The sequence below is a fragment of the Martelella sp. AMO21009 genome (assembly GCF_053484295.1).
This window is the reverse complement of the sequence record NZ_JBAKFR010000001.1, coordinates 39,959-65,864: the sequence shown is the minus strand read 5'-3', so window position 1 is coordinate 65,864 and position 25,906 is coordinate 39,959. Positions and strand designations below refer to the sequence as shown.

General features: G+C 62.4%; 27 protein-coding genes and 1 tRNA gene. 17 read left to right on the top strand and 11 right to left on the bottom strand.

The window, feature by feature from the left end; all coding sequences use genetic code 11:
- Positions 1-20: 20 nt before the first annotated feature.
- Both V6766_RS00310 and V6766_RS00305 read right to left on the bottom strand, forming a co-directional pair.
- The gene (locus V6766_RS00310; protein ID WP_448462488.1) at positions 21-1,142 is read right to left on the bottom strand and encodes an iron-containing alcohol dehydrogenase; all 1,122 of its coding nucleotides are present in this window, start codon (positions 1,140-1,142) and stop codon (positions 21-23) included.
- An 11-nt stretch (positions 1,143-1,153) separates the two neighbouring features.
- Positions 1,154-2,344, bottom strand: a complete 1,191-nt coding sequence (locus V6766_RS00305) for a sialidase family protein (protein WP_448462486.1) — start codon at positions 2,342-2,344, stop codon at positions 1,154-1,156.
- A 331-nt stretch (positions 2,345-2,675) separates the two neighbouring features.
- Between V6766_RS00305 and V6766_RS00300 the strand changes: the two genes are divergently transcribed.
- The 4 genes from V6766_RS00300 (at position 2,676) to V6766_RS00285 (ending at position 7,743) form a co-directional block, all read left to right on the top strand.
- Positions 2,676-4,175 (top strand): ABC transporter substrate-binding protein, encoded by a 1,500-nt coding sequence (locus tag V6766_RS00300; RefSeq protein WP_448462484.1) that lies wholly within the window; start codon positions 2,676-2,678, stop codon positions 4,173-4,175.
- A 69-nt stretch (positions 4,176-4,244) separates the two neighbouring features.
- Positions 4,245-5,159: an ABC transporter permease gene (locus tag V6766_RS00295; protein WP_448462482.1), complete on the top strand. Its 915-nt coding sequence runs from the start codon at positions 4,245-4,247 to the stop codon at positions 5,157-5,159.
- 9 nt (positions 5,160-5,168) lie between these two features.
- The gene (locus V6766_RS00290) at positions 5,169-6,110 is read left to right on the top strand and encodes an ABC transporter permease (RefSeq protein WP_448462480.1); all 942 of its coding nucleotides are present in this window, start codon (positions 5,169-5,171) and stop codon (positions 6,108-6,110) included.
- Positions 6,103-7,743, top strand: coding sequence for an ABC transporter ATP-binding protein (locus V6766_RS00285; protein ID WP_448462478.1), 1,641 nt, complete (start codon positions 6,103-6,105; stop codon positions 7,741-7,743). Before V6766_RS00290 ends, V6766_RS00285 begins: the two co-directional genes overlap by 8 nt.
- Positions 7,744-8,004: 261 nt before the next feature.
- Here V6766_RS00285 and V6766_RS00280 read toward each other — a convergent pair whose 3' ends face one another.
- Entirely contained in the window at positions 8,005-8,577 is a 573-nt protein-coding gene (locus tag V6766_RS00280; protein WP_448462476.1) for a hypothetical protein, read from the bottom strand.
- A 74-nt stretch (positions 8,578-8,651) separates the two neighbouring features.
- Here V6766_RS00280 and V6766_RS00275 point away from each other — a divergent pair, with 74 nt between their 5' ends.
- Positions 8,652-9,203 carry a DUF2975 domain-containing protein gene (locus V6766_RS00275; RefSeq protein ID WP_448462474.1) on the top strand — a complete coding sequence of 184 codons (552 nt, stop codon included), beginning with the start codon at positions 8,652-8,654 and terminating at the stop codon, positions 9,201-9,203.
- A gap of 3 nt (positions 9,204-9,206) precedes the next feature.
- Positions 9,207-9,422: a helix-turn-helix domain-containing protein gene (locus V6766_RS00270; protein WP_018062957.1), complete on the top strand. Its 216-nt coding sequence runs from the start codon at positions 9,207-9,209 to the stop codon at positions 9,420-9,422.
- A 244-nt stretch (positions 9,423-9,666) separates the two neighbouring features.
- Here V6766_RS00270 and V6766_RS00265 read toward each other — a convergent pair.
- Positions 9,667-9,756 (bottom strand) — tRNA-Ser (locus tag V6766_RS00265).
- A gap of 254 nt (positions 9,757-10,010) precedes the next feature.
- On the opposite strand from V6766_RS00265, the gene msrA reads away from it, so the two are divergent.
- From msrA to V6766_RS00215, 10 genes are all read left to right on the top strand, one after another.
- Complete coding sequence (gene msrA, locus V6766_RS00260; protein ID WP_448462472.1) at positions 10,011-10,661, top strand: peptide-methionine (S)-S-oxide reductase MsrA; 651 nt, start codon at positions 10,011-10,013, stop codon at positions 10,659-10,661.
- A 252-nt stretch (positions 10,662-10,913) separates the two neighbouring features.
- On the top strand, positions 10,914-11,906 hold the full coding sequence (locus V6766_RS00255) for a BMP family lipoprotein (RefSeq protein ID WP_448432273.1): 993 nt from the start codon (positions 10,914-10,916) through the stop codon (positions 11,904-11,906).
- 140 nt (positions 11,907-12,046) lie between these two features.
- On the top strand, positions 12,047-13,552 hold the full coding sequence (locus tag V6766_RS00250) for an ABC transporter ATP-binding protein (protein WP_448462470.1): 1,506 nt from the start codon (positions 12,047-12,049) through the stop codon (positions 13,550-13,552).
- Between the two features lie 7 nt (positions 13,553-13,559).
- Entirely contained in the window at positions 13,560-14,672 is a 1,113-nt protein-coding gene (locus tag V6766_RS00245; protein WP_448462468.1) for an ABC transporter permease, read from the top strand.
- A 3-nt stretch (positions 14,673-14,675) separates the two neighbouring features.
- Complete coding sequence (locus V6766_RS00240) at positions 14,676-15,647, top strand: ABC transporter permease (protein WP_448462466.1); 972 nt, start codon at positions 14,676-14,678, stop codon at positions 15,645-15,647.
- A 1-nt stretch (position 15,648) separates the two neighbouring features.
- On the top strand, positions 15,649-16,047 hold the full coding sequence (cdd, locus tag V6766_RS00235) for a cytidine deaminase (protein WP_448462464.1): 399 nt from the start codon (positions 15,649-15,651) through the stop codon (positions 16,045-16,047).
- Positions 16,044-16,838, top strand: a complete 795-nt coding sequence (locus tag V6766_RS00230; RefSeq protein WP_448462462.1) for a purine-nucleoside phosphorylase — start codon at positions 16,044-16,046, stop codon at positions 16,836-16,838. Before cdd ends, V6766_RS00230 begins: the two co-directional genes overlap by 4 nt.
- Positions 16,839-16,841: 3 nt before the next feature.
- Positions 16,842-17,615, top strand: a complete 774-nt coding sequence (gene deoC / locus V6766_RS00225) for a deoxyribose-phosphate aldolase (RefSeq protein ID WP_448462460.1) — start codon at positions 16,842-16,844, stop codon at positions 17,613-17,615.
- Positions 17,616-17,618: 3 nt separating this feature from the next.
- Positions 17,619-18,947 carry a thymidine phosphorylase gene (gene deoA, locus V6766_RS00220; RefSeq protein WP_448462458.1) on the top strand — a complete coding sequence of 443 codons (1,329 nt, stop codon included), beginning with the start codon at positions 17,619-17,621 and terminating at the stop codon, positions 18,945-18,947.
- 36 nt (positions 18,948-18,983) lie between these two features.
- Positions 18,984-19,505: a hypothetical protein gene (locus tag V6766_RS00215; RefSeq protein WP_448462456.1), complete on the top strand. Its 522-nt coding sequence runs from the start codon at positions 18,984-18,986 to the stop codon at positions 19,503-19,505.
- Between the two features lie 35 nt (positions 19,506-19,540).
- Here the strand turns inward: V6766_RS00215 and V6766_RS00210 are convergent, their stop codons facing one another.
- The 6 genes from V6766_RS00210 to purU all read right to left on the bottom strand — a co-directional run bounded on the left by V6766_RS00210 (position 19,541) and on the right by purU (position 23,316).
- Positions 19,541-19,813, bottom strand: coding sequence for an usg protein (locus V6766_RS00210; protein WP_448432291.1), 273 nt, complete (start codon positions 19,811-19,813; stop codon positions 19,541-19,543).
- Positions 19,814-19,952: 139 nt separating this feature from the next.
- A complete protein-coding gene (locus tag V6766_RS00205; RefSeq protein ID WP_448462454.1) occupies positions 19,953-20,771 on the bottom strand; it encodes an aldo/keto reductase in 819 nt (272 codons plus the stop codon).
- Between the two features lie 70 nt (positions 20,772-20,841).
- Positions 20,842-21,240: a hypothetical protein gene (locus V6766_RS00200; RefSeq protein WP_448462452.1), complete on the bottom strand. Its 399-nt coding sequence runs from the start codon at positions 21,238-21,240 to the stop codon at positions 20,842-20,844.
- Positions 21,241-21,264: 24 nt separating this feature from the next.
- Positions 21,265-21,594, bottom strand: a complete 330-nt coding sequence (locus V6766_RS00195; RefSeq protein WP_448462450.1) for a DUF883 family protein — start codon at positions 21,592-21,594, stop codon at positions 21,265-21,267.
- Between the two features lie 87 nt (positions 21,595-21,681).
- On the bottom strand, positions 21,682-21,888 hold the full coding sequence (locus V6766_RS00190; RefSeq protein ID WP_448432299.1) for a hypothetical protein: 207 nt from the start codon (positions 21,886-21,888) through the stop codon (positions 21,682-21,684).
- A 543-nt stretch (positions 21,889-22,431) separates the two neighbouring features.
- A complete protein-coding gene (gene purU / locus V6766_RS00185) occupies positions 22,432-23,316 on the bottom strand; it encodes a formyltetrahydrofolate deformylase (protein WP_448462448.1) in 885 nt (294 codons plus the stop codon).
- A gap of 321 nt (positions 23,317-23,637) precedes the next feature.
- Between purU and V6766_RS00180 the strand changes: the two genes are divergently transcribed.
- Positions 23,638-24,735 (top strand): glycoside hydrolase family 5 protein, encoded by a 1,098-nt coding sequence (locus V6766_RS00180; protein WP_448462446.1) that lies wholly within the window; start codon positions 23,638-23,640, stop codon positions 24,733-24,735.
- A 6-nt stretch (positions 24,736-24,741) separates the two neighbouring features.
- Here V6766_RS00180 and epmA read toward each other — a convergent pair whose 3' ends face one another.
- The gene (epmA, locus tag V6766_RS00175) at positions 24,742-25,812 is read right to left on the bottom strand and encodes an EF-P lysine aminoacylase EpmA (protein WP_448462444.1); all 1,071 of its coding nucleotides are present in this window, start codon (positions 25,810-25,812) and stop codon (positions 24,742-24,744) included.
- Between the last annotated feature and the right edge of the window lie 94 nt (positions 25,813-25,906).

Sequence of the window (25,906 nt, the reverse complement as noted above, 5' to 3'; positions counted from 1 at the left end):
GCTCCCGTTTGTGGCAAAGCCTAGAACGCCGCCCGATAGATCGCATCGACGTCATCAACCGACATGTCGCGCGGGTTGTTGTCCATCAGCCTGCGGATGGCGTGGGCTTCCTCGGCCCAAAGCCGCAGATCCGCCTCGTTGGCCCCGTGGGCGGCAAGCCGCATCTCGACGCCGAGACGCGCGCAGAATTGATGGGCGGCGCTGTGCACAGCTTCCGCCGTTTCCGCCGCAAGGCCGAGCGCGGCCATGATTTCGCCAGTCTTTTCCACCGCCACCGGCTGGTTGAAGGCCAGCACATGCGGAAAGATGATGGCGTTTGCGAGCCCGTGCGGAAGGCCGAGCCGGGTGCCGAGCGGATAGGAGAGCGCATGGCCCGCCGCCGTATTGACCGGCCCCAGGCAGATGCCGCCGTAATAGGAGGCCAGCATCATGCCAGCGCGCGCCTCCGCGTCATTTCCGTTTTCCACAGCGCGGCCGAGATATTGGCCGATCAGGCCGATGCCGAGTCGGGCGTAGCCATCGATCAGGTCGTGGGCGCGGATATTGGTGAAAGCCTCGACGCAATGGGCGAGCGCGTCGATCCCCGTCGCCGCCGTTACCGCCGGCGGCACGGAATAGGTGAGCTCCGGATCGAGGATGGCGATATCGGCGAGCAGGAACGGACTTTCGACCGCGAGTTTCGACTTGGTCTCGGGATCGGTCAAAAGCGCGCGGATGCCGGCTTCCGAGCCGGTGCCCGCCGTGGTCGCCACCTGCGCCAGCGGCGTGCGTCTGCCGGCGACCTTGTTCGGACCGACGACATCGCGGACGGATTGCGACCCGTCCCAGAGCGCCGCCGTCAGCTTGGCGACATCGAGAACGGAGCCGCCGCCAAGGCCCACGATCAGGTCCGGTTCGTGCGCCCGCGCTGCTTCCAGAACCGCCTCGAAGGCGGGAAGATCGGGCTCCGGCGGGGCTTCGGCATAGACCCGGACATCGCCTGGAAGACGAAGCCGCTCGACATAATCGGCCGTGGGGCCGCCGGCGATGACGAACGGCCGTTTTGCCTCGGCCGCCCACGCGCCGAGGCCTGCCGCGGTGCCGACGCCGACTTCAAGTCGCTTCGGCTGGTGGAGCGTGATCGGGCGATCCATGCTGTTCATTTTCTCTCCTTTCACGTCCGGCGGTCCGGAACCTGCGCGACAAGCGTCGCGACTGTTGCGGCATCGAGCGCGACATGCCGGATGGCCCGGCGGTAAAGCGTGTAGGCGATATCGAGCCCGCCATCGTCGCGCGGCAGCAGCACGGGGTAGGAAAGCTCCTTGTTGCGGCCATCAAGCGAATTGTTGCTGAGGCAGGCGCCGGGGCTGTCCTCGATCGTGTAGCGCACCGGAAAGGTGCGGCCGCCATCGCCCGAAAGACAGAGCGTGAGCGGCGCGCGCTCCACGCCCCAGATCGGGTTACAGCCTTCGGTCGCCTCCGGCCGGGCGTCGTCTGCCTCCAACTCGTCATAGAGCGAGGCGCGGCGCGCTGCCGATTGCGCGGCCGAGACCGGATTGCAGACCATGGCCACGCCCCCCCCCTCAAGGCGCACGGCGTTGACGGAACTGTTATTGTTCGGCACATCCGTCGGCGTGGGCGCGCTCCAGCTCCGCCCGCCGTCATGGCTTTCGGAGCGATGAACGAAATCGGACTGGCGCCGGCGATAAAGCGCGATCATCTCGCCTCCGCCCAGGCTCACCGGCGTCATGTGCACGGACCCGGCCGAGTCCGGAACGTCGACGACCTCCCAGCTTTCGCCATCATCCGTGCTGACGGCGACAGCCGCGGTATCGAAGGCGCCGGTCCAGCGAATGCCGGGGCGCGGGTTGCAACGGAAGAGCGGCAGGCACCAGGCACCGTCATCGCGCACAAAGGGAGCGGCGCGCACGAAGGTGCCGGGCGGCAGGCCAGTGTCGCGCGCGTCAGCCGCCGCCAGCCGGCCGCCTTCCAGCGTGAGTCGGCGCATGAACACCCGAGACTCATCCTGATTGCCGGCGGGCTGGGCTGTATTGAAAAGCAGGATATCGCCTTTTGGCGTCACGAAAATCACCGGATTCTGTTCCGAACGGCCGGGATCATCCGTCAGCCGCACCGCCTCGCCCCATCCCGCCGCTTCAGGATCGAGCAGCGAGGCGTGGATGGAAATGTCGGACTTGCCTTCCAGCGTGCCGCCGAACCAGACGCAGGCGAGACGTCCGTCCGGCAGGCGCGACAGAAAGGCTGCATGGTTCTGCACGGTCGGCGCCGGAAGAACGGCCTGCCTGCCATCCGGACGCGCCTCAAATCTTCCCGTCATCTTCCCGGCGATATCCTCCGGCGTCATGCACATGCTCCTCCACTTGATTCCGGCCTCCAAAAAACAGGCCACAAAACAAGTTGTCAAGTTGAAGTTTTCGGCAATATTCTCGACATCGGATTCACGCCAACAAATTTATATATATAATTCATTAATTTAACACGGTATCGAATTCAGGCCCGCCAATTAAACCGAGAAGGCGTTTGACAAAGGTTATCAACTTTACCAATATTGCGGAAAGTTTGATCCGGCATCGCAACCGGACTCATGCGGGCCATGTCAGACCTTTTTTTTGCGCGCGCAGCGGCGCAAGGGCCTGAACGACGTTATGCTGCGACGTTCCTGGAGGAGGAAAACAATGAAACGCAGAACTTTGCTTGCCGGGCTTTTGCTGGCGTCATCGCTGACGCCGGCCTTTGCACAGGAGGAAGGGTCGGTCACCGTCGTGCTGGCGGAAGAGCCGGATCTTGTCGAGCCATGCATGGCGACGCGCTCCAATATCGGGCGCATCGTGCTCCAGAACATCTCCGAAACGCTGACGGAACTCGACGTTCGCGGCGATGAGGGGCTGAAACCGCGCCTGGCGGAAAGCTGGGAGATGACCGACGACAACACCTGGCGCTTCCACCTGCGCGAGGGCGTTACCTTCTCCGACGGTTCGGCCTTCGATGCCGAAGACGTGAAGCACTCCTTCGACAGGGCGCAGAGCGACCAGATCGTCTGCGAGATCTCGCGCTATTATGACGGGATCACGATCACGCCTTCGGTTGTCGACGAGCACACGATCGACTTCACCACCGATCCCGCGCAGCCGATCCTGCCGCTTCTGCTTTCGCTGCTGACCATCGTGCCGTCGGAAACGCCGGTCGAATTCACCCGCGAACCGGTCGGCACTGGGCCTTACGTGCTTTCCGACTGGACGCCGGGCCAGTCCATCACGCTGACGCGCCGCGACGACTATTGGGGCGAAGCGCCGGCCGTGGAAACCGCGGAATATGTCTTCAGATCCGACGCCGCCGTGCGCGCCGCCATGGTGGAGACCGGCGAGGCCGACATCGCGCCGTCGATCTCGGCCATCGACGCGACCACCGATCTCGACCACGCCTATCCGAACTCGGAAACGACCTATCTGCGGATCGATCATTCCGTACCGCCGCTTTCCGATAAGCGGGTGCGCGAGGCGCTGAACATTGCCATCGACCGGGAAGCCTTCATCGGCACCATCCTGCCCGAAGGCGCGGACATCGCAACGGCGATCAACGTACCGACGACGCTCGGATGGAACCCGGACACCGAGGCCTGGCCCTATGATCCCGAACGCGCCCGCGCGCTTCTCGAGGAAGCCGCCGCCGACGGCGTTCCGGTGGACACCGAGATCCTGCTGGTCGGCCGCACCGGCAACTTCCCCGGCGCGACCGAATTCTACGAGGCGATCACCAGCATGCTGAACGAGGCGGGCTTCAACGTGAAGCTCCAGATGGTCGAGGTGGCGGAACACGAACAGTTCTACTCCAAGCCCTATGTCGATGACCGCGGCCCGATCCTGGTCGGCGCGCAGCATGACAATTCGCGCGGCGATCCGGTATTCTCGATGTTCTTCAAATACCACTCCGAAGGCCGCCAGTCCGGCATAGCCGACGCGCATGCCGACGAGCTGATCGAGGAAGCAACCGCGGCAACCGGCGAGGAGCGCGACGCGCTGTGGTCGGAACTCTTCGGCTACCTGCATGACGAGGTGATTGCGGACGTGCTGCTGTTCCACATGGTAGGCTTCGCCCGCGTCGGCGAGGATGTCGACTTCACGCCGACGATCGCGACCAACAGCCAGCTTCAGCTTGCCGAAATCGGCCTGAAGTAAGGTCTGTCAAGAAAAGAGCGCGCGCGGTCCTCCCGCGCGTGCTTCCCTTTTGAAAAACGAGAGAACACGATGAAGAAAACGCTGGGAAAACGCGGGTTGACGAGCTTCGTCTCGCTGCTGGTCCTGATCGTGCTTGTGTTCTTCCTGTCCCGGCTGACCGGCGATCCGACATCGCTCTACCTGCCGGTCGACGCATCCGAGACGATGCGCGAGAACTTCCGCGAGATCCACGGCCTGAACGATCCTGTCCTGGTGCAGTTCTGGCACTATGTCACCGATATCGCCCGGCTCGATTTCGGCGAGAGCCTGAGGAAGGCCCGCCCCGCGCTGCAAGTGGTCATCGAGGCCTTTGCCTGGACGCTGCAGCTTGCCTTCATCACCATGGTTCTGGTCACAGCCGCCGCCATCACGGTCGGCGCGATTGCGGCCTTCAATGTTGGCACCTGGTTCGACCGTGCGGCCTCCGTCCTGTCGCTGATCGGCGCATCGGCACCGGATTTCTGGGTAGCGATCGTCGGCATCGTGATCTTTTCCGTCACCCTTGGCTGGCTTCCGACTTCGGGTACGGGCACCCCCTGGCATTGGGTCCTGCCAGTCGCCGTGCTGTTCATCCGGCCTTTCGGGCTGATCCTGCAGATCGTGCGCGGATCGATGATCAACGCGCTCGGCTCGGCCTATGTGAAGACGGCGCGGGCCAAGGGCGTGAAGAACCGGCCGATCATCTTCGTCCATGCGCTGCGCAATGCCATGCTGCCGGTGATCACCGTGATTGGCGATCAGGCGGCGGCCCTTCTGAACGGCGCGGTGGTGGTGGAGACGATCTTCGGCTTTCCCGGCGTCGGCAAGCTGATGATCGATTCCATCATGCAGCGCGATTTCAACGTCATCTTGGCCGCAATCATGGTGACCGCGATCGCGATCTTCATCATGAACCTCCTGATCGACCTTGCCTATGCGGTGCTCGATCCGCGCATACGAACCTGAGGGACGCCGATGAGCGATACCACGACAGAGGCCCGAGCGGAGCGTCCGGCCGTTTCCAGGCAGGAACCGGGCGCATTGCGGCGCTTCCTCAAAATGCTGTGGGCCGACAAGTTCGCCTTTGCGGCCGTGCTGTTTCTGACCGTCATCGTGGCCTGCGCGATCTTCGGGCCGATGCTGCTCGATGGCGTTGCGGCCAAGCAGAACCTGCGCGCCCGCAACGCGCCGCCATTCTCGTTCGACCGTGGCTTTCTCTATCTGCTTGGCGGCGATGCGCTGGGCCGGCCGCTTCTCGCCCGCATCATCGTCGCAGCCCGCAACACCATGGTGGTTTCGGCCGGCGCGGTCGCCGCCTCGCTGGTGATCGGGTCCACGCTCGGCCTCATCGCCGGCTATCGCGACAGATGGCACAGCGAAATCATCATGCGGCTTGCCGACGTCATCATGTCGTTCCCCTCGCTGCTGCTGGCCGTGACCGTGCTTTACGTGCTGGAGCCGTCGATTGCCAATCTGGTGCTGGTGCTCGCCATCACCCGCATCCCGATCTACCTGCGCACAACCCGCGCCGAGGTGCTGGAGGTGCGCAAGCGCATGTTCGTGCAGGCGGCGCAGGTCATGGGCGCGTCCAATCTGCGCATCGTGCTGTTTCACATCCTGCCGGTGGTGCTGCCGACGCTGTTGACCATCGCCACGCTCGACTTCGCCTTCGTCATGCTGGCCGAATCCGCCCTCTCCTTCCTCGGCATCGGCATCCAGCCGCCGGAGATCACCTGGGGGCTGATGGTGAGCCAGGGGCGGCAATATCTGACAAGCGCATGGTGGCTCGCCTTCTGGCCCGGCCTTGCAATCATCCTGACCACCATGTCGCTCAACCTGCTTTCAAGCTGGATGCGGATCGCGCTGAACCCGACCCAGCGCTGGCGGCTCGAAATCGGAGGCAAGTCCAATGGCTAGTTCCCACCTCCTTCAGGTACGCAATCTCTCGGTCCGCTTCCACACCGCCCGCGGCCCGGTCGACGCGGTCAATGATGTGTCGTGGCATCTCGACCGGGGCGAGACGCTGGCGATCCTCGGCGAAAGCGGCTCGGGCAAATCGGTCTCGGCGTCGGCGATCATGAACCTGATCGACTGCCCGCCCGGCGAGATCATGAGCGGCGAGGTGCTGTTCGAGGGCCGCGACCTGCTGACGCTTTCCAGCGAGGAACGCCGCCGGATCAACGGCAAGCGGATCGCGATGATCTTCCAGGACCCGCTCAGCCACCTGAACCCGGTCTATCCGGTCGGCTGGCAGATTGCCGAGGCGGCGATGTGCCACGGCAAGGGCAAGGACGAGGCCTTCGCACGCGCCCTGAAGCTGATGGAACGGGTCGGCATTCCCGACGCCGCGGCCGCGCTGAAGAAATATCCGCATCAGTTTTCCGGCGGTCAGCGCCAGCGGCTGATGATCGCCATGGCGCTGGCACTGAAACCCGATATCCTGATCGCCGACGAGCCGACGACCGCGCTCGACGTCACCGTGCAGGCGGAGGTGCTGTCGCTGCTGGAGGAGCTGCAGGCGGAAACCGGCATGGGTCTCTTGCTGATCACCCATGATCTCGGCGTCGTCGCCGAGGCGGCGGATCGGGCCGTGGTGATGGAAGGCGGAAGGATCGTGGAGACCGGCACGCCGCGCGAGCTCTACCACAATGCCCAACACCCCTATACCCGGAAACTACTGGCCGCAGCCCCCGGCAAGGGCGAGATGCGCACGGGTGAAAACGACCGCCAGCCGATCCTGCAGGTCTTAGGCCTCACAAAGACCTACGGCGCGTTCACCGCGCTGAAGGGTGCCGATTTCGAACTTCATGCCGGCGAAACGCTCGCCGTCGTCGGCGAAAGCGGCTCGGGCAAATCGACCGTCGCCAAGCTGATCCTGAGGCTCGAGGAGGCATCGGGCGGCAAAGTGCTGTGGAAGGGCGAGGACCTGCTGACGAAATCGCACCGGCAGATGCGCGCGGTCCGCCGTCACCTGCAGATGGTCTTCCAGGACCCGACGCAGTCGCTCAACCCGCATATGTCGATCTACCAGATCATCTCCGAGGCCTGGGTGATCCATCCCGAGATCCTGCCCAAGGCAAAATGGCGCGACCGGGTGGATGAACTGCTGCAGCAGGTTGGGCTGAAACCCGAGCATGCTGCGCGTCATCCGCACCAGTTTTCCGGCGGCCAGCGCCAGCGCATCGCGATCGCCCGCGCGCTTGCGCTCGAGCCGGAAGTGATCATCTGCGACGAGGCGGTCTCGGCGCTCGACGTCTCGATCCAGGCGCAGGTGATCGCCCTTCTCGGCGAACTGCGCGACCGGCTTGGCATCGCCTTCATCTTCATCGCCCACGACCTGCCCGTGGTGCGCGATTTCGCCGACCGTGTGCTGGTGATGCAGCGCGGCGAGATCGTCGAACAGGGCAGCGTCCGCCAGATTTTCGAAAACCCGCAGGAACGCTACACCCAACGCCTCCTCGCCGCCGGCCTCGATCCCGACCCGGACGTGCAGGCAGAACACAGGAAGGCGCGACTGGCGCTGGAGAGAGCGGGGCCGGCGCGCGCCTGACAACATGATAGCGCAAGGGGGCGAACCCGACCGTTTCGCGGCGTTCAGAAAACAGGTTCATCGAAAACCCGGCGGCAATCCATCTCGTATTCCAGGCTACAGCATCGTGCTTGGCGAATCCGAATGGATGCACGGCGCTCTAACCATCGGCGAGCGCGGAGATATCCTGCCGACCCGGATCAGTATCGGCAGGCGGATCGATATCAGCTTGTCCGGCGGCAGGTTGCGGTATTGCCGCCGACCCGTTTGCTATCACCGCGCTCACGCGCCACGCCGGCAATCCGGCAGACGCTCGATGCCGCGCGCCGCCAGAAGCGCTCCGAACTTCGCGTTCTTCAGCAGCGGAATAGCGGGCTCGCCGGGCCGGAGCGTGAGCGTGACATCCACGACCATGTCGGCAAGATCCGCGCCGCCATCCACACAGCGCGCCGTGAAGGAAACGGAAAACGCGCCCTTGCCTTCAATGCCCGTCTCTTTGTCCGCTCTGATCTTGGACAACAGCGCCGACATGCGCTCTGCATCATCGGGAGCAAGCACGAGTTCGACCGTATCGCGGCCGGGCGCGGCGTCGAGGCGGCGCTCCACCTGCAGGCCCGCCTGCTCTTCCAGCGCCTCTCGCCCGGGAACCGCCCAACTGAGCTGAAGGGCGAGATCGCCGTCTCCCACCGGCAGCGCTGTCGGCTTGGTCAACGCGACAACAAGCGCATCTGGATCGGCATCGAGCGGCGATGCGGCTTCAAGCGCTTGCGGTCCGCCGCCGCCAATGGTGGAACAGGCAGCCGGAAGCGCCAGGACGGCGCAACAGAAGGCGCAAAGCAAGAAACGACGAAGCATGACATTCCTCTCGATTGACAGATATTTATTATTGTTTTATGATAATTTTATATCGTCAATCAAGAGGCCTCGTGATGAACACCCAAAATTTCCCCGCCATGATCCGGCTGTGCAAGCGGATGAAACGCCTGACGCGGGTTCTTCAGGCTATGCTTGCAGCCGGCCTGATCTACGTGGCCTGGACGACGCTTTTCCGCCCGGACGGGCTCGCCGCATGGCTGGCGGACGCTCTCGACCTGAACGTCGCCGTGACCATCACCCCGGCGATCGGACTTGCTTTCGTCGCCATCGCGGCGATCCTGGCGGGTCTGGTTCTCGCGGGGCTGCAGACCGTCTGGCAGCTTTTCGACCGGCTGCAGCGCGAGCGCCCGTTTTCCTATGAGGCGGCCGCCCTTATGCGCCGCGCGGGGCTGATCGCGCTTACCGGCGCGATTGCGGGCATGGTCCTGCGTCCGGTCGCGACGCTCTTGGCAACGCTTGCCAATCCTCCCGGCGCGCGGGCGATATCAATCGGGCTTGGCAGCGACCAGCTGATGCTTTTCCTGCTTGCCGGGTTCCTGTTCGTGATGGGCCATGTGATGGTTCTCGCCACCGCGATCAACGAAGACTACGAGCGTTTCGTCTGACCCATGCCGATCATTGTCAATCTCGATGTCATGCTCGCCCGCCGCAAGATGCGGGCGAAGGTGCTTGCCGAACATGTCGGCATCACAGAACAGAATATTTCGCTGCTGCGCTCGGGCAAGGTGAAGGGCGTGCGCTTTGAAACGCTCGAAAGGATCTGCGCCGCGCTCGACTGCCAGCCGGGCGATATCCTGGAATACCAGCCGGAGGAAACCGGCTGACGATCGGGATGCCTCTTCCACATCTCCGTGCGATGCCGTGCAGGGCAACCGCGAGAACGCACGCAAGCCTCTCCCGTCGGTGCGCACGGCAGACGACGCCTCTTGTCGCTCCTCGAGACCATGCTCAGCCACGGCCTCAAGGCCATCGCTGGGAAAAAAGCGAGCAAACCCCGTCCCATCGAAGCGGGAACCTGGACAAGAAAAAGACGAATAACAATAAAAATCAATAATTTGTTGAACTGGATGGCGGACAGAGAGGGATTCGAACCCTCGATACGGTTGCCCGTATACACGCGTTCCAGGCGTGCGCCTTCGACCACTCGGCCACCTGTCCGTTCGATGCCTGCTTCGGCGAGGCCGAGCGGCGGGAACGGCGCGATATATACCGATGAACGCGCGATGATCAACCCGAATTTGTCAGTTTCCTGAAATGATTGCGGCCGGTCGGCAATTGCGCGGCTCTGGCGGCCGGCCGCGGAACCGGAACTTGTGCCCGATCGTTTCGATGCTTATCTAATATGCATCTATCGCCGTCGTTCCGCGGCGCAGGAAAAGCGGAGCCGGCCTACCCGTTCAAAGGAGAATCAGATGTTTCTCTCGACCCTGAAAAAGGAAAAGACCACGCTGCCGACGGCCGAGACCGCGCTGCCCGGCCGCGCCGAGCCGATCCCCACGGCGCGCGAGCATTTCGTCAACGGCCGTCCGCTCGCCCCGCCCTATCCCGATCACCTGAAGGAAGTGATGCTTGGCATGGGGTGCTTCTGGGGCGCGGAACGGCTGTTGTGGCAGACGCCTGGTGTCTATGTGACCGTCGCCGGCTATTCCGGCGGAATCACCCCCAACCCGACCTATGAGGAAACCTGCACGGGGCTGACCGGCCACACAGAGGTGGTGCGCGTGGTCTATGACCCGCAGCAGGTAAGCCTCGAACAATTGCTCGCGATCTTCTTCGAGGCCCATGACCCGACCCAGGGCATGCGCCAAGGCAATGATATCGGAACCACCTATCGCTCCGCGATCTACCTTGAGGACGCGGACGACCTCAAGCTTGCCGAACGCGTGCGCGATCGCTTCCAGTCCGCGCTGAAGGAAAGCGGCCGGGCCGACCTGATCACCACGGAAATCGCGAAGGCTGGCGCATTCTATCCGGCCGAGGATTATCACCAGCAATATCTGGCCAAGAACCCTGCCGGCTATTGCGGGCTCAGGGGCACCGGCGTCTCCTGCCCGATCGGCTGACACGAACGGCCACTGCCAACCGAGTTTGCTGAAGGGAGCGTTCACGCTCCAAGGGAGCGTGAACGCTCCCTTTTCTCTTATCCTGTCCTGTTGATAACCACCCGCCATTTTTTACCCTTCGGGCAAATTTTGTGATGAAATTTTGTCTGAGCCGTGCAACGATGATGGCAGGGTCGGCCATTGCGCGCCGGCGACCTTCCCGGACAGGGGCCGGGATCTCAGGGTTTCACGCACAGGGAACAGAGCTGCGATATGAAGAAGACCATTTTGAGCCTTATGGCTGTAGCCGCCATGTCGACCACCGCGCTGGCCGCCGATTTCAAACCGGCGCTGGTCTACGGCACGGGCGGCAAGTTCGACAAATCCTTCAATGAATCCGCCTATAACGGCGCCGAGAAGTTCAAGGCCGACACCGGCGTTGAATACCGCGATTTCGAACCCACCGGCGATGCACAGGGCGAACAGGCGATCCTGAACTTTGCCTCGATGGGCTTCAACCCGGTCGTGGCGCTGTCGTTCGCCTGGAAGTCGGCGGTCGAAAAGATCGCGCCGCAGTTTCCCGATACCGAATTCTACATCGTCGATGACGTGATCGATGCGCCGAACGTCCAGTCCGTCGTCTTCAAGGAAGAGCAGGGCTCCTATCTGGTCGGCCTGCTCGGCGCGATGAAATCGGAAACCGGCACGGTCGGCTTTGTCGGCGGCATGGATATTCCGCTGATCCACAAATTCGGCTGCGGCTATGCCCAGGGCGCCCATGCGGCCAATGAAAACGTCAAGGTGCTGCGCAATTTCGTCGGCACTACCGGTGCTGCCTGGAACGACCCGGTCAAGGCCGGCGAGCTCACCAAGAACCAGATGGACCAGGGCGCCGACGTGATCTACGCGGCAGCCGGCGCCTCCGGTCTCGGCGTGCTGCAGGCCGCGGCTGACGCCGAGAAATATTCGATCGGCGTCGATTCCAACCAGAACTACGTTCATCCGGGTTCGGTTCTGACCTCGATGGTCAAGCGCGTCGACAACGCCGTCTACGATGCCTTCAAGGCGAGCCAGGACGGCAATTTCGAAGCCGGCGTCAACAGCCTCGGTGTTGCCGAGGACGGCGTGGGCTGGGCCTATGACGACAACAACAAGGCGCTGATCACCGAAGACATGATGGCCGCCGTCGAAAAGGCGAAGGAAGGCATCATCTCCGGCGAGATCGAAGTCCACGACTACGCCGTCGACAATACCTGCCCCTATTGATGTGAACCCTGGCGGGCGTCTGCGCGTGTTGCAGACGCCCGCCTTTTGATTTCCGCCCCGCGCTTTTTTCGTCAAGCGGGCGGCGTCAACCTGCCCGCCTGTCAATGGCTGCGGCAAGACCTGTTGGAGAGTAAGAGCATTTGAGCCCCGCGATCGAACTCATCGGCATCGACAAAAGCTTTGGCCCGGTCCATGCCAACAAGGACATCAATCTCACGGTTGAGAAGGGCACGATCCACGGCATTATCGGCGAAAACGGGGCGGGCAAGTCCACGCTGATGTCGATTCTCTACGGCTTCTACCAAGCCGATAACGGCGAGATCCGGGTGAATGGCGAAAAGCTGGTGATCGCCGACACCGATGTCGCGATCGATGCCGGCATCGGCATGGTCCATCAGCACTTCATGCTGGTGGAGGATTTCACCGTTCTGGAAAACATCATGCTCGGCGCTGAGGGCGGCGCGCTGCTTGCCAAGGGCGCAAGTGCGGCCCGCAAGGAACTGAAGCGGCTTGAAGAGGAATACGGCCTGGAGGTCGACCCCGACGCCGTGATCGAGGAATTGCCGGTCGGCCTGCAACAGCGCGTCGAAATCCTGAAGGCGATGTTTCGCGGCGCCGAAATCCTGATTCTCGACGAGCCGACCGGCGTGCTGACGCCGTCGGAAGCCGATCACCTGTTCCGCATCCTCGGCATGCTGCGCGACCAGGGCAAGACCATCATTTTCATCACCCACAAGCTGCGCGAGATCATGGCGATCACCGACAAGGTCTCCGTCATGCGCCGCGGCGAGATGGTTGCGACCCGCGAGACCGCCGAGACGACGGTGGAGGAGCTTGCCGAACTGATGGTTGGCCGCCGGGTGCTGCTGCGCGTGGAAAAGGGCGAGGCCAAGCCGGGCGATGTCGCGCTTTCGGTGCGCAACCTCACCGTTCACGACAGCCGCGGCGTGCCGATGGTCAAGAACGTCTCCTTCGATGTGCGCAAGGGCGAGATCGTCGGGATTGCCGGCGTCGCAGGCAACGGCCAGTCGGAGCTGCTGGAGGCGCTGTCGGGCATTCGCAAGCCGCATTCCGGCGAAATCTGGATCGATGGCAGGAAGGTCGTTCACGCCGATCCGGCGAAGATCCGGCACGCAGGCGTTGCCCATATTCCCGAGGACCGCCACCATATGGGTCTGATCCTGCCGTTCGAGGAGCGCGAGAACAATATTCTCGGCTATCATCATCTCGAGAAATACGGCCGCGCCGGGGTGCTCGACCGTCAGGCGATCCTCGATGACGCCCGCGAGAAGATCGAGAAATACGATATCCGTCCGCCAAACCCCATGCTGAAGACCGCCAATTTCTCCGGCGGCAACCAGCAGAAGATCGTGGTCGCCCGCGAGATCGAGCGCGATCCGGACATCCTGCTTGTCGGCCAGCCGACCCGCGGCGTCGATATCGGCGCGATCGAGTTCATCCACCGCCGCATCATCGACATGCGCGACAGCGGCAAGGCGGTGCTGCTCGTATCCGTGGAGCTTGACGAGATCCGCGCCCTTGCCGACCGCATCCTGGTGATGTTCGTCGGCGAAGTCGTCGGCGAAACCACGCCGACGGCGGACGAACAGAAACTCGGCCTGATGATGGCCGGGATAGCATCTTGAGGACCTCATGAGCGCCGCCAACACGCCCCTGCCCTCCTGGGTCACCTTCCTGCTGATGCCGCTGCTCAACCTCGTCACGGCGCTGGTGATTTCCGGCCTTGTGATCTGGATGATCGGCCAGAGCCCGTTCGAGGCGCTTGGCATTCTCATCAATGGCGCGCTTGGCAGCGGGATGGGCATTGGCTTCACGCTGTTTTATGCGACCAACTTCATCTTCACCGGGCTGTCGGTGGCGATGGCCTATCACGCCGGGCTGTTCAATATCGGCTCGGAGGGCCAGGCCTATGTCGGCGGGCTCGGCTGCGCGCTGATGGCGCTGTCGCTCGGCAATTACGTGCCCTGGTATGTGACAATGCCCTTCGCCGTTCTGGGCGCGGGCATATTCGGCGCGGCCTGGGCTTTCATCCCGGCCTGGCTGCAGGCCAAGCGCGGCAGCCATATCGTGATCACCACGATCATGTTCAATTTCATCGGCGCGGCGCTGATGGTCTATCTGCTTGTACATGTGCTCAAACCCGCCGGCGCGATGTCGCCGGAAACGCGCGGCTTCGCCCCGGGCGGCCAGCTTCCGAACCTCGACTGGCTGATGGCGATGTTCGGGTCGCGGCTTGGGCCCGCGCCGCTGAACGTCTCCTTCATCATCGCGCTCGTCATGGGCGTTGCCGTCTGGTTCCTGATCTGGCGCACCAAGTTCGGCTATTCGGTGCGCGCGCTCGGCATGAGCAAGTCCGCCGCCACCTATGCCGGCATTCCCTATGCCCGCACGGTGATCGTCACCATGCTGCTATCCGGCGGGCTTGCCGGCATGATGGCGCTCAACGTGGTGATGGGCTCGGCCGACCGCCTGCAGGTGGAATTCGTCGGCGGCGCGGGCTTTGTCGGCATCGCCGTGTCGCTGATGGGCCGCAACCATCCGCTCGGTATCGTGCTTGCCGCAATCCTGTTCGGCATTCTCTACCAGGGCGGCGCGCAGCTTTCCTTCATGATGCCGCAGATCACCCGCGACATGATCGTGATGATCCAGGGTCTGGTCATCCTGTTCGCCGGCGCGCTGGAATTCCTCTACCGGCCGGCGCTGGTCAGGGTGTTTTCCAGACGACAGATGACGGCGGAGGCCTGAGCCATGCAGAGCATCGACATCATCATCGGCATGCTGGGCTCGACCATCCGCCTTTCGATACCGCTGATCTTTACAGCGCTTGCCGGCCTGTTTTCGGAACGCTCAGGCATTTTCGACATCGGGCTTGAAGGCAAGATGCTGGCCTCGGCCTTTGCGGCCGCCGTCGTTGCCTATTACACCGGCTCGCCCTGGCTCGGGCTGCTCGGCGGTATTCTGATCTCGATCGTCTTCAGCCTTGTCCACGGCTATGCCTCGATCACCGCGCGCGGCAACCAGATCGTCTCGGGCGTCGCGCTCAATTTCGTGGCCGCCGGTCTGACCGTGGTGCTCGGCAATGCCTGGTTCCGCCAGGGCGGACGCACCCCGCAGCTTGAAAACAGCGCCCGCTTTACCGGCATCGATTTTCCGGGCGCGGAAGCCGCGAGCCAGATGGGCTTTTTCGGCAATCTCTATTCCGACGTCATTTCCGGCAACAATATCCTCGTCTATATCGCCTTCATCACCGTGCCGATCGTGTGGTGGGTGGTCTACAAGACCCGCTTCGGCCTGCGCCTGCGCGCCGTCGGCGAGAACCCCGGCGCGGTGGATACCGCCGGCATTTCGGTGACCTGGCTCAGATACCGGGCGGTGATCCTCGCCGGTCTGCTCTGCGGCTTTTCCGGCACCTATCTCGCGATCGCGCAGTCGGCGTCGTTCATCAACAACATGTCGGCCGGCAAGGGCTATATCGCGCTCGCGGCGCTGATCTTCGCCAAATGGAAGCCGGTTCCGGTGATGTTTGCCTGCCTGCTGTTCGGCTTCCTGGAGGCGCTTTCCAATTTCATGCAGGGCAAATCCATGCCGCTGATCGGCGAGGTGCCGGTGCAGGTGTTCCAGGCCATGCCCTATATCCTCACCTGCGTCCTGCTTGCGGGCTTCATCGGCACCGCCCGCCCGCCCAAGGCCGGCGGCGTGCCCTATACCAAGGAGCGGTAAAATGGCGACACCCGCAGATCTGTTCGAGACCGCGCGCGCGGCGAGCGCCAAATCCTATTCGCCCTATTCCAAGTTTCCGGTGGGCGCGGCCATCCTTGCCGAGGACGGCAAGGTCTATGCCGGCGCCAATGTCGAAAACCTCGCCTATCCGGAAGGCATCTGCGCCGAGGGCGTGGCGATCGGCCATATGATCATGGGCGGCGCGACGAAGATCAGGGCCGTCGCCGTATACGCGCCGCGTCTGGCGCTGTGCTCGCCCTGCGGCGGCTGCCGCCAGAAGCTTGCCGAATTTTCCGATGCCGGCGCTGAGGTCTATCTCTGCGACGATGCCGGCGTGCGCGAAACCGTGACCGTCGGCGGCCTCTTGCCCCACGCCTTCGACACCGAGGACATCGGATGACCGAGGCAGCGCTTCTGCTGAAGGAGGCGCTTGGCGATCTTTCGCCGCGCCATGCGATCGTGCTCGGCTCCGGCCTTGGCGGTCTGGCGGACGAGATCGAAAACCCGACGCGCTTTGCCTTTTCGGAACTGCCCGGTTTTCCCGTCGGCGGGGTCAGCGGCCATCACGGCAGTCTCGTTGCCGGCCATCTTGCCGGCACCCCCATGGTCGTGCTTTCCGGACGCGTGCATTATTACGAGCAAGGCGATGCTGCGGCGATGCGCCTGCCGCTGGAAACGCTGGCTGCACTTGGAGTGGAAAATCTTATCCTCAGCAATGCCGCCGGATCGCTGCATGAGGACATGCCGCCGGGCTCGGTGATGCTGATTACCGACCACATTAATTACTCCGGCATGAACCCGCTGATCGGCGAGGCCTCCGACCGGCGGTTCACCGGAATGAGCCGTGCCTATGACCGCGAACTCGCAGACGCCATGCGCAAGGCAGCGGCCGAACTCGACATAATACTTGCCGAAGGCACATATATGTGGTTTTCAGGACCGAGCTTCGAAACGCCGGCGGAGATCCGCATGGCCCGGGTGCTCGGCGCCGACGCGGTCGGCATGTCGACGGTGCCCGAGGTCATTCTGGCGCGCTTTCTGGGTCTGAAGGTCGCCGCGGCCTCCGTCATCACCAATTTCGGGGCGGGTATGAGCCAGGGGGAGCTTGGCCATGACGAAACCAAGAAAATGGCGCCGATCGGCGGCCGCAAGCTGGCCGCCATCGTCAAGCGCGCGATCGGCAGGGGGTAAGCCATGAAACACCACACGCTTCAGGAGGCCGCGTCGGTCTCGCTTTCGCTGCTTGACCTGACCAATCTGAACGACGACTGCACCGACAAGGATATCGAGGCGCTCTTGGAGCGCGCCCACACGCCCTACGGCACGCCGGCGGCGATCTGCATCTGGCCGCGCTTCGTCAGCCTTGCGCGACAGATGCTCGGCCCCGACCACCTGATCAAGATCGCGACCGTGGTGAATTTTCCCGCAGGCGACATGTCGATCTCGGCCGTGGAGGAAGAGACCGAACAGGCGATCCGCGACGGCGCCGACGAAATCGATCTCGTGATCCCCTATGCCAAGCTGAAAGCCGGGAATGAATGGGCTGTCAGCGAGATGGTCCGCGCCGTGCGTTTTCTCTGCCGCGAGCCCGTTCTGCTCAAGGTCATTCTGGAAACCGGCGAACTGGCCGATGCCGGCCTGATCCGCAAGGCCGCGGAGCTCGCGATTGCCGAGGGCGCGGATTTCATCAAGACCTCCACCGGCAAGGTCAAGATCAACGCCACGCTGGAAGCCGCCGACATCATGCTCGGCGTCATCCGCCAGACCGACCGCAAGGTCGGCATCAAGCCCGCCGGCGGCATTTCGTCGGTGCGCGACGCCCAGCTCTATCTGAGCCTTGCCGAAACCGTGATGGGCGAAGGCTGGGTGATGCCCACGACCTTCCGCTTCGGCGCATCCGGCCTCCTGAACGACATCCAGGCCGTGCTGGACGGCAAGCAGTCGAGCACGTCGTCCGGCGGTTACTGAGCCATGCTCGCCCAGGAGATCATCCGCAGGAAACGCGACGGGTTGACGCTCTCGGGCGAGGAGATCGCCGCTTTCGTGCGCGCGCTCAGCGACGAAACGCTGTCGGAGGCGCAGGCCGCCGCCTTTGCCATGGCGGTGTTCTTCCGCGGCATGGACGAGGCGGAAACGGTGGCGCTGACGCTTGCCATGCGCGATTCCGGCCATGTGCTGTCCTGGCCCGACATCGACCGCCCGATCGCCGACAAGCATTCCACCGGCGGAATCGGCGACAATGTCTCGCTGATGCTCGCCCCGGTCGCGGCCGCCGCGGGGCTCGCCGTGCCGATGATCTCTGGACGCGGGCTCGGCCCCTCCGGCGGCACGCTGGACAAGCTGGAATCGATACCCGGTTACAGCATAAGCCCCGACGAAACGACGCTCCGGCGGGTCATAAGCGAGACCGGATGCGCGATCATCGGCCAAACGGCGGAGCTGGCACCGGCCGACAAGCGGCTTTACGCGATCCGTGATGTCACGGCCACGGTCGAATCCATGCCGCTGATCGTCTCGTCGATCCTGTCGAAAAAGCTCGCGGCCGGGCTGCAGACGCTGGTGCTGGACGTCAAATTCGGCAACGGCGCGTTCATGACCGATTCCGAGGACGCCAGAGCCCTCGCCCGCCTTCTGGTGCGGGTCGCCAACGGCGCGGGGCTCGCCACCACGGCGCTCGTCACCGACATGAACGAGCCGCTCGCCGATGCCGTCGGCAATGCGGTGGAGATCGAAAACGCTCTGGCGTTTCTCAGGGGCGAAAAATCCGGAACGCGGCTTGAAGCCGCCGTGCTCGCCTTCGCCGCGGAGATGATCGCCAATGCCGGCCTTGCCGAAGACCATGACCACGCGCGCGAAATGGCGCTCGAGACGCTGAAAAGCGGCAGGGCGCTGGAGACCTTCGGTCGGATGGTGTCAGGCCTTGGCGGCCCGGCGGATTTCGTCGAGCGATGGGAGAGCTATCTTCCGAAGGCCGCGATTATCCGCCCGGTCGAAGCTCCCGCCTCCGGCTATCTTTCCGCCTGCGATGCCAGGGCGATCGGCCTGAGCGTGGTCTCGCTCGGCGGCGGGCGGCAGCGTCCGACGGACCGCATCGACCACAGCGTCGGCTATTCCGGGCTGAAGCCACTCGGGACCAGGATCGAATCCGGCGAACCGCTTGCCATGCTTCACGCCGCCAGCGAGGACGATTGGCAGCAGGCCGCCACCAGCCTGCGCGCGGCCATCACCATCGCCGAAAGCCCGCCTGCAGAACGCCCCCTCATCCTCGACCGGGTCGACCTGCGGGGCGACGACCTGTAGTCTCGGCAACACATGCATCAGCAGAAGGACGCACCGATGACCTTCAAGACCCTGCTCGCCATTCTCCTTCTTTCCGCCCCGGCATTTGCCGCCGAGCCGACAGAGCCCGTGCGCGAGGTCATGGCCGTGACGGAGAACAACTGGGCCGAAGGCGCCTCGGACTACGAGCCGCTGTTTTCCGACAAACGCCTGTCCCGTCTGTTCAGCGCGGATTTCCAGGCGCTTTATGCCGAGGCGATGGAAACGCCCTATGCCGCGGAAGCCGGCTCGCCCTTCGACTATGACGTCGTGACCAATGCCCAGGACGGTTGTCCGCTCGAAAACGTGATGATCTCGCCACCGACCCGGGACGGTGCGGCAACCCATGTCACGGTGGAGTTCCAGTCATTCGCCTGCATGGGCGACGCCGATGAATACCAGATCTTTTCGACCGCGCGTTTTACCCTCGTGGAGGAAGACGGCGTTGCCCGCATCGACGATATCCTTGCCACCAATCCCGACGGCATCGCGATCTCGGCCAAGGAGCAGTTGCAGGCCGTGATCGATACCGAGGAGTGAGCCCTGGCAGCTTTCCGGAAAATTCGGATATCAACTCAGTGGATGGTGAACTCGCCCGACACCTGCCGCCATTCATTGGGGCCGATAAGCCGTCTGTGGGCGTAGCGGACGGAATGCAGCGGCCCGTCGAGCTTTTCCCGCCAGAAGTCGAGGAATTTGTGCATCTCGGGAAAATCGGGGGCAAGATCGTAGTCCTGCCAGACATAGGTCTGCAGCAGGCTTTCGAAATCCGGCAGGCGGTAGAGGATATGCGCTGTCGTCAGCCCGTAGCCGGCAAGCTGCAATTCGAAGTCCGATGCAAGTTTCATGGTCCACCTCATTATCGTTGACAATATCAGAGGCTGACGTATTTTGCCGGCGGCTTCAATCTGAAAATTTCGTTTTAATAAACAAATTCAATATCTTGGCAGCATATCACCTTGAGTGCTGCCAAGAAACCCGCAAGGATCAATCCCAATCGGGCGCCCATTCCGGATCGATCAATCGCATGCCGGCGTCGAGTTCGCGGATGCGCATGACCTCCTCGCCGGAGAGCCGGATCGACGCCGCGTCCAGATTGGATTTCACCCGTTCGGGCCGGCTGGAGGTGGGGATCACCACATGACCTTCCGCCATGAGGAAGGCGAGCGCGATGACGCCTTCGCCGGTCTCATGGGCGTCCGCCACTTCCTTCAGGATCGGATTGCCCACGACCATGCCCTGGGCGAGCGGCGAATAGGCAGTAAGCGCAATATCGTGATCCCGGCAATAATCGGCCACCACTTTATTCTGGTTGAACACGTGGCACTCGACCTGGTTGGTGGAAATCTTGCGATCGCCGAGAAGACGCGCGGCTTCTGCCAGCAGGGTCGTGTTGAAATTGGATACGCCGATGCGTTTGGTCAGGCCATCATCATAGACTGCGGCGAGTTCGCCGATATAGTCCTCGAATGCGGGTCCATCAGACCGGCCGGGCCAATGCAGCAGAAGAAGGTCGAGCTTGTCGAGTCGCAGCCGCGCCAGGCTCTCCTCCACGCTCGGACGGAAGGAAGCCGGGCCGTAATTGTCGATCCAGACCTTGGTGGTGACGAAGATATCCGCGGGCGTGAAGCTCGAATCGGAAATCGCATTGCCGACTTCGGTTTCGTTGTCATAGGCCTGGGCGGTATCGATATGGCGGTAGCCGGCCTCAAGGGCGGCGATCACCGTATCATAGGCCTCGCTGTCATTCCGCTTCCAAGTCCCGAAACCCATCTGCGGTATGCCGTTGACGGTCTTCATGGTCATGTTTCATTTCCTCTGACGCGCGAACGGAAAGGCGCCGGGCAAGCCCGCCGCCTGTTTTCCGTTTCCGCCGTCAATTCTTTTTCTGGTAGGCGCGCATCAGCACGAAGGCCAGCGCGGCGATGGAGGCAACGCCCGTGATCGGCTTCTGGTTGATCATGGTCGGCACGACGCCAACGACGCTCTGAAGCATCTCCTCGGTCGCATATTTCGCCGCGCGGAAACGCCGCCTCTCCATCCGATTTACCATCATCGCATAGGCCAGCACGAACATCGCCAGAGCCAACGAGGCTATGGCGATCGTCAAGGTGGCACCGAGGGGGCCGAATATTTCCGCAAGATAGATGGCAAGCGCCGCAACGCCGCTGACGAATGCAGCGAGAAACAGGAAGAACAGAATAACGGCGACAACCGCGTTACGCTTGGCTGAACGCGCAATGATGCGGCCATCCACTGCCATGGCGGCCGCCATGAGTGATATGAGCCGATCCATCATCTAGCGCCGCGTCAGGAGCGCCATCAGAAATCCGAACCCTGCAGCCATCAGGATCGACTGAAGCGGACGGCTGCGGATATGATCCTCAACATCCTCCTCGAAGGACATGGCCTCGTCGCGAGCGCGGTCATAGGCGTCCTGGCCGCTCTTGATCGCATCGTCGCGGAACTTCTCGGCCTTGACGCGGGCGTCACTGGCCTTCTGATTGCCAAGCGCGCCGATCATCTTCGTCAGTTCGGCGATATCGCCGCGCAGTTGATCAATCTGCGCCTGAATGTCGGCTTCCGTCGTCTTGCCCGCCTGGGCTTCCGTCGATTTATTGGCTACCATTGTGAACTCCTGAAATTAGGCTACTTCCTTACGATAACGTCCGAGCATGATCCTTGTTCCAGATCAAAGCAACAGGGAACGCGAAAATCAGCCCGCCAGAGCTTGGTCAGGCCCTTCACGATAAAAGGTTTCCACATGGGTCCGGATGGCAAGGCGCAGTTCTTCCATCGTCTCGTAGAACCGGCCGTCGAGACCATGCACGTGAAACTTCACCGCCACGAACTTCAAGCGACCGTTTTCGGGGATGACGATGCCGACCGGCTGGCCGGCGAATTCAACCATCTGCTTTTTCATGAAATGCACCTCCGACCCTTGAATAACGGCCGGCCTCTTATGTTTTAGACGTATGTTTTCAACCTGCGTGTGCAGTCTGACGCATATGAAACCGGGCGCTTCTCAGGGCAAAGCCAAAGCCGGGCTCCGGTTGATGGGTCAGGTCGCACTGCCTTTCGAAGGACAGACGCAAAACAGGACATAATTGAGATATCGGCGTTGATTGATTTCTAAAGTATCCATCTCGACGGGCATCGAACGCCTCCTCTCCTTGAAGCGGCACAGGGCCGCATTCCGGTTATCGTGATAGCCAAAACCGGCCACGAATACCAGAGTTATATTTTACCGATAATGAGGATATTCTTCAAATTCATGACACATTCGCTCGAAAAATCGAAATTTATTTTCCGGGCGAAAGCACCGATGGGTCCGTAATCCTCCGCCTTCCCATAGATAGCGCGAGGCAAACGGCGAACAAGGGCCCGGCCGATAAAATTGACCGCTCCTCAACAAATACAATCCCTGGGTGCAGACCGATTTAAAGCCGCGTTGCGGGACGGGGCCTCAGCCCATCCGCTCGGAGGCATAGGAGCCTGCGGACGGGGCAAAAATCACCGTGCGGTTGCCGTTGATGAACACCCGATGATGGATATGGGCGTGGATGGCGCGGGCCAGAACCAGCGCCTCGACATCGCGTCCGAGCGCCACATAATCGTCCGGGCTCTGGGCATGGGTGATGCGCACCGTCTCCTGCTCGATGATCGGCCCCTCGTCGAGATCCGGCGTCACGTAATGCGCGGTGGCGCCGATCAGCTTCACGCCGCGCTGATAGGCCTGCTTGTAGGGATTGGCGCCCTTGAAGGACGGCAGGAAGGAATGGTGGATATTGATCACCCTGCCCTCCATTTTCCGGCACAGCGCATCGGAAAGAACCTGCATGTAACGCGCCAGCACGACAAGCTCGGTATCGGTCTGGTCGATCAGCTCCATCAGCCGCGCCTCGGCTGCTGCCTTGGTGTCCTTGTTCACCGGGATATGGAAGAACGGGATATCGTGGTTGACCACCAGCTTCTGGTAATCGAGGTGGTTGGAAACGACGCCGACGATATCGATCGGCAGCGCGCCGATGCGCCAGCGATAGAGCAGGTCGTTGAGGCAGTGGCCGAAGCGCGAGACCATGATCAGCGTCTTCATCTTGTAGGCGCCGTCATGGAACTTGTAGTCCATCGAAAACGGCGCCGCGACCGCCTCGAAACCCTGTTTGAGGCTGTCGAGCGCTGCGCCGGTCTCGGAAATGAAGCTGATGCGGATAAAGAACCGGCCGGTGTCCAGGTCGTCATATTGCGAACTGTCGATGATGTTGCAGCCCTCGGCGGCGAGATAGCCGGAAATCGCGGCAACGATGCCACGCGTGGAAGGGCAGGTCACCGTAAGCACATAATTATTCATAGCCGTCTCCCATTCCTTGAGCGCCAGCGTATCGCGGCGGCCGATCGGTCATAAAAGCTTGCGGCAGCGCTTTCAACCGCTGCCGTGTCCAGCGCATCAGACTATGGGCCGGGCCGTCGCGCTTTTGCATTGGCGACGCATAAAGGTCGATTGCCGCCACGCAAGCAGGCTGAGGCAGGTCATAACTGGAAAAACGACGGCCGGGAAACCAAATAAGAGATGTAACCGTATCATTGACAAAGGTGTGCGCTATATTCCTGTTAATTCATCGCTGCTACCATAGAGGCGCCATCTGATGAAGCCATGTCCGGAGTTTTGTGAATGCCAAGTCTGAAAGGGTTTTTGCCGTGCCCCAGCGCCTCTGCCAGCATCAGGAAGCTGTTTTTTACGGCGGCGGTTTCGCTGACCGCGCTTTCGGTCTCCGTTCAGGCCGGCATGGCCGCGGCTTGTGAAATGAGCCTCCGCGGCATCAATGTCGCCGGCGCCGAGTTTGGCAAGCCGGGTGACCCCTATGGCGAGGGCTATATCTATCCCACCAAGGAAACCATCGATTCGCTTGCCAGCGACAAGTTCAACGCCATCCGCCTGCCCTTTCTGTGGGAGCGTCTTCAGCCGCAGTTGAACGGCATACTGGATGACACGGAACTGTCGCGCATTCAGGCGACGGTGGACGATGCCCATGCAAACAACATGGTGGTGATCCTCGATCCCCATAATTACGCGCGTTATCGCGGCGAGGTGATCGGCAGCCCCAACGTTCCGGTCGAAGCCTTCGCCGATTTCTGGAAGCGCCTTGGTGCCGTATTCGCCAATGACGAGGACGTGATCTTCGGCCTGATGAACGAGCCGCATGATATCGAGGCCGTGGACTGGCTGACGGCCGCCAACGCGGCGCTGAAATCGATCCGCGACATCGGCGCCGGCAATCTCGTGCTCGTGCCCGGTACCGCCTGGTCGGGCGCGCATAGCTGGAGCCAGGATTTCTACGGCAACTCCAATGCATCGGTGATGACTGGCTTACAGGACCCTGTCGACAATTTCGCCTTCGAGGTGCACCAGTATGCCGACGACGATTACTCCGGCAAACACGATAATTGCAGCCAGATCGACGGGGCCGTCAGCGCGATACAAAATTTCACCAACTGGCTGAACGCCAATAATTACCAGGGCTTCCTCGGCGAATTCGGCGCCACCGACCAGCTCTCCTGCCTCAAAGGGTTGAAGCAGATGGTCGACATCATCGAGCAAAACCCCAAGGCCTGGATCGGCTGGGCCTACTGGGCAAGCGGCGAATGGTGGCCGAAGAATTCGCCGATGATCATCCAGCCGGATCTGCGCAATGGCGGCAAGGCGCAGCTCACCACGCTGCAGCCGGTCATGAACGAGCCGGACACGCGGCTTGCCTGCAACGCCCACTAAAATCTTCTAGCTTCCGGCCACGGGCGCCCATAGCACGTCCTCGATGCGGCGGGCGCCGGTGGCAAGCATCGCCAGCCTGTCGAAGCCGAGCGCGATGCCGCTTGCCGGCGGCATGATCCTGAGCGCGTCGAGGAAATCCTCGTCGATCGGATAGGTCTCGCCGTAGATGCGCTGTTTTTCAGCCATGTCGGCGACAAAGCGCCGGCGTTGCTCGTCGGCATCGGTCAGTTCGCCGAAGCCGTTGGCAAGCTCAACGCCGCAGACATAGAGTTCGAAACGCTCGCTGACCCGCGGATCGGCCTCGCTCTTGCGCGCAAGGGCCGCCTCGCAGGCGGGATAGGCATCCAGCACCGTGGCCGCGCCATGGCCAAGTTCCGGCTCGACCTTTTCCACCAGCACGCGCGAGAACATATCCGACCAGCTATCGTCCGGGCCATGGCGAAGCCCCGCCTTGTCCATGCGGGCGGCAAGGGCGTCGCGGTCCCCTTCCCCGTCACGTCCGATCGTCGCCAGAAGATCGATCCCGGCATAGCGCTTGAAGGCCTCGGCAACGCTTAGCCGCTGGATGGCAGCGAACGGGTCGCAAACGCTGCCGCGCCACGAGAACTGCGTCGTTCCCCCGGCCTTTGCCGCAAGCGCCAGCAGCGCCTGGCAATCCTCAAACAACCGCTCATAGGGGGCGTGGGCGCGATACCACTCCACCATGGTGAATTCGGGATGATGCAGCGGGCCGCGCTCCCGGTTGCGGTAGACGCGGGAAAAGCACACCAGCCGCTCCTCACCCGCCGCCAGCAGTTTCTTGGCGGTGAATTCTGGCGATGTGTGCAAATATATCGGCTTTCCTGCACCGTCATTGCCGATCATGGTGGCGGCGAAGGCGTGAAGATGGGTTTCGTTCCCCGGCGAGACCTGCAGCGCCGGCACATCGGCCTCGATGAAATCTTCGGCGGCAAACCAGGCGCGCATCGCCACCATCATCCGGTTGCGGGCGAGAAGCGCCGGCCTGCGGTCGGCATGGCGGTCGGGCCGCCACCACGCTCCATCGCTCCCATGTCTGCTGTCAGTCGGCTTGTTCATATGGGTTTCCGAGCCCTCACAGGCGGTTTGCCGCGTTTGGCACTGGCATTCAGGTGCAATTTGCGTTAGTCCCGCTCTCACAATTCAGTAAGGA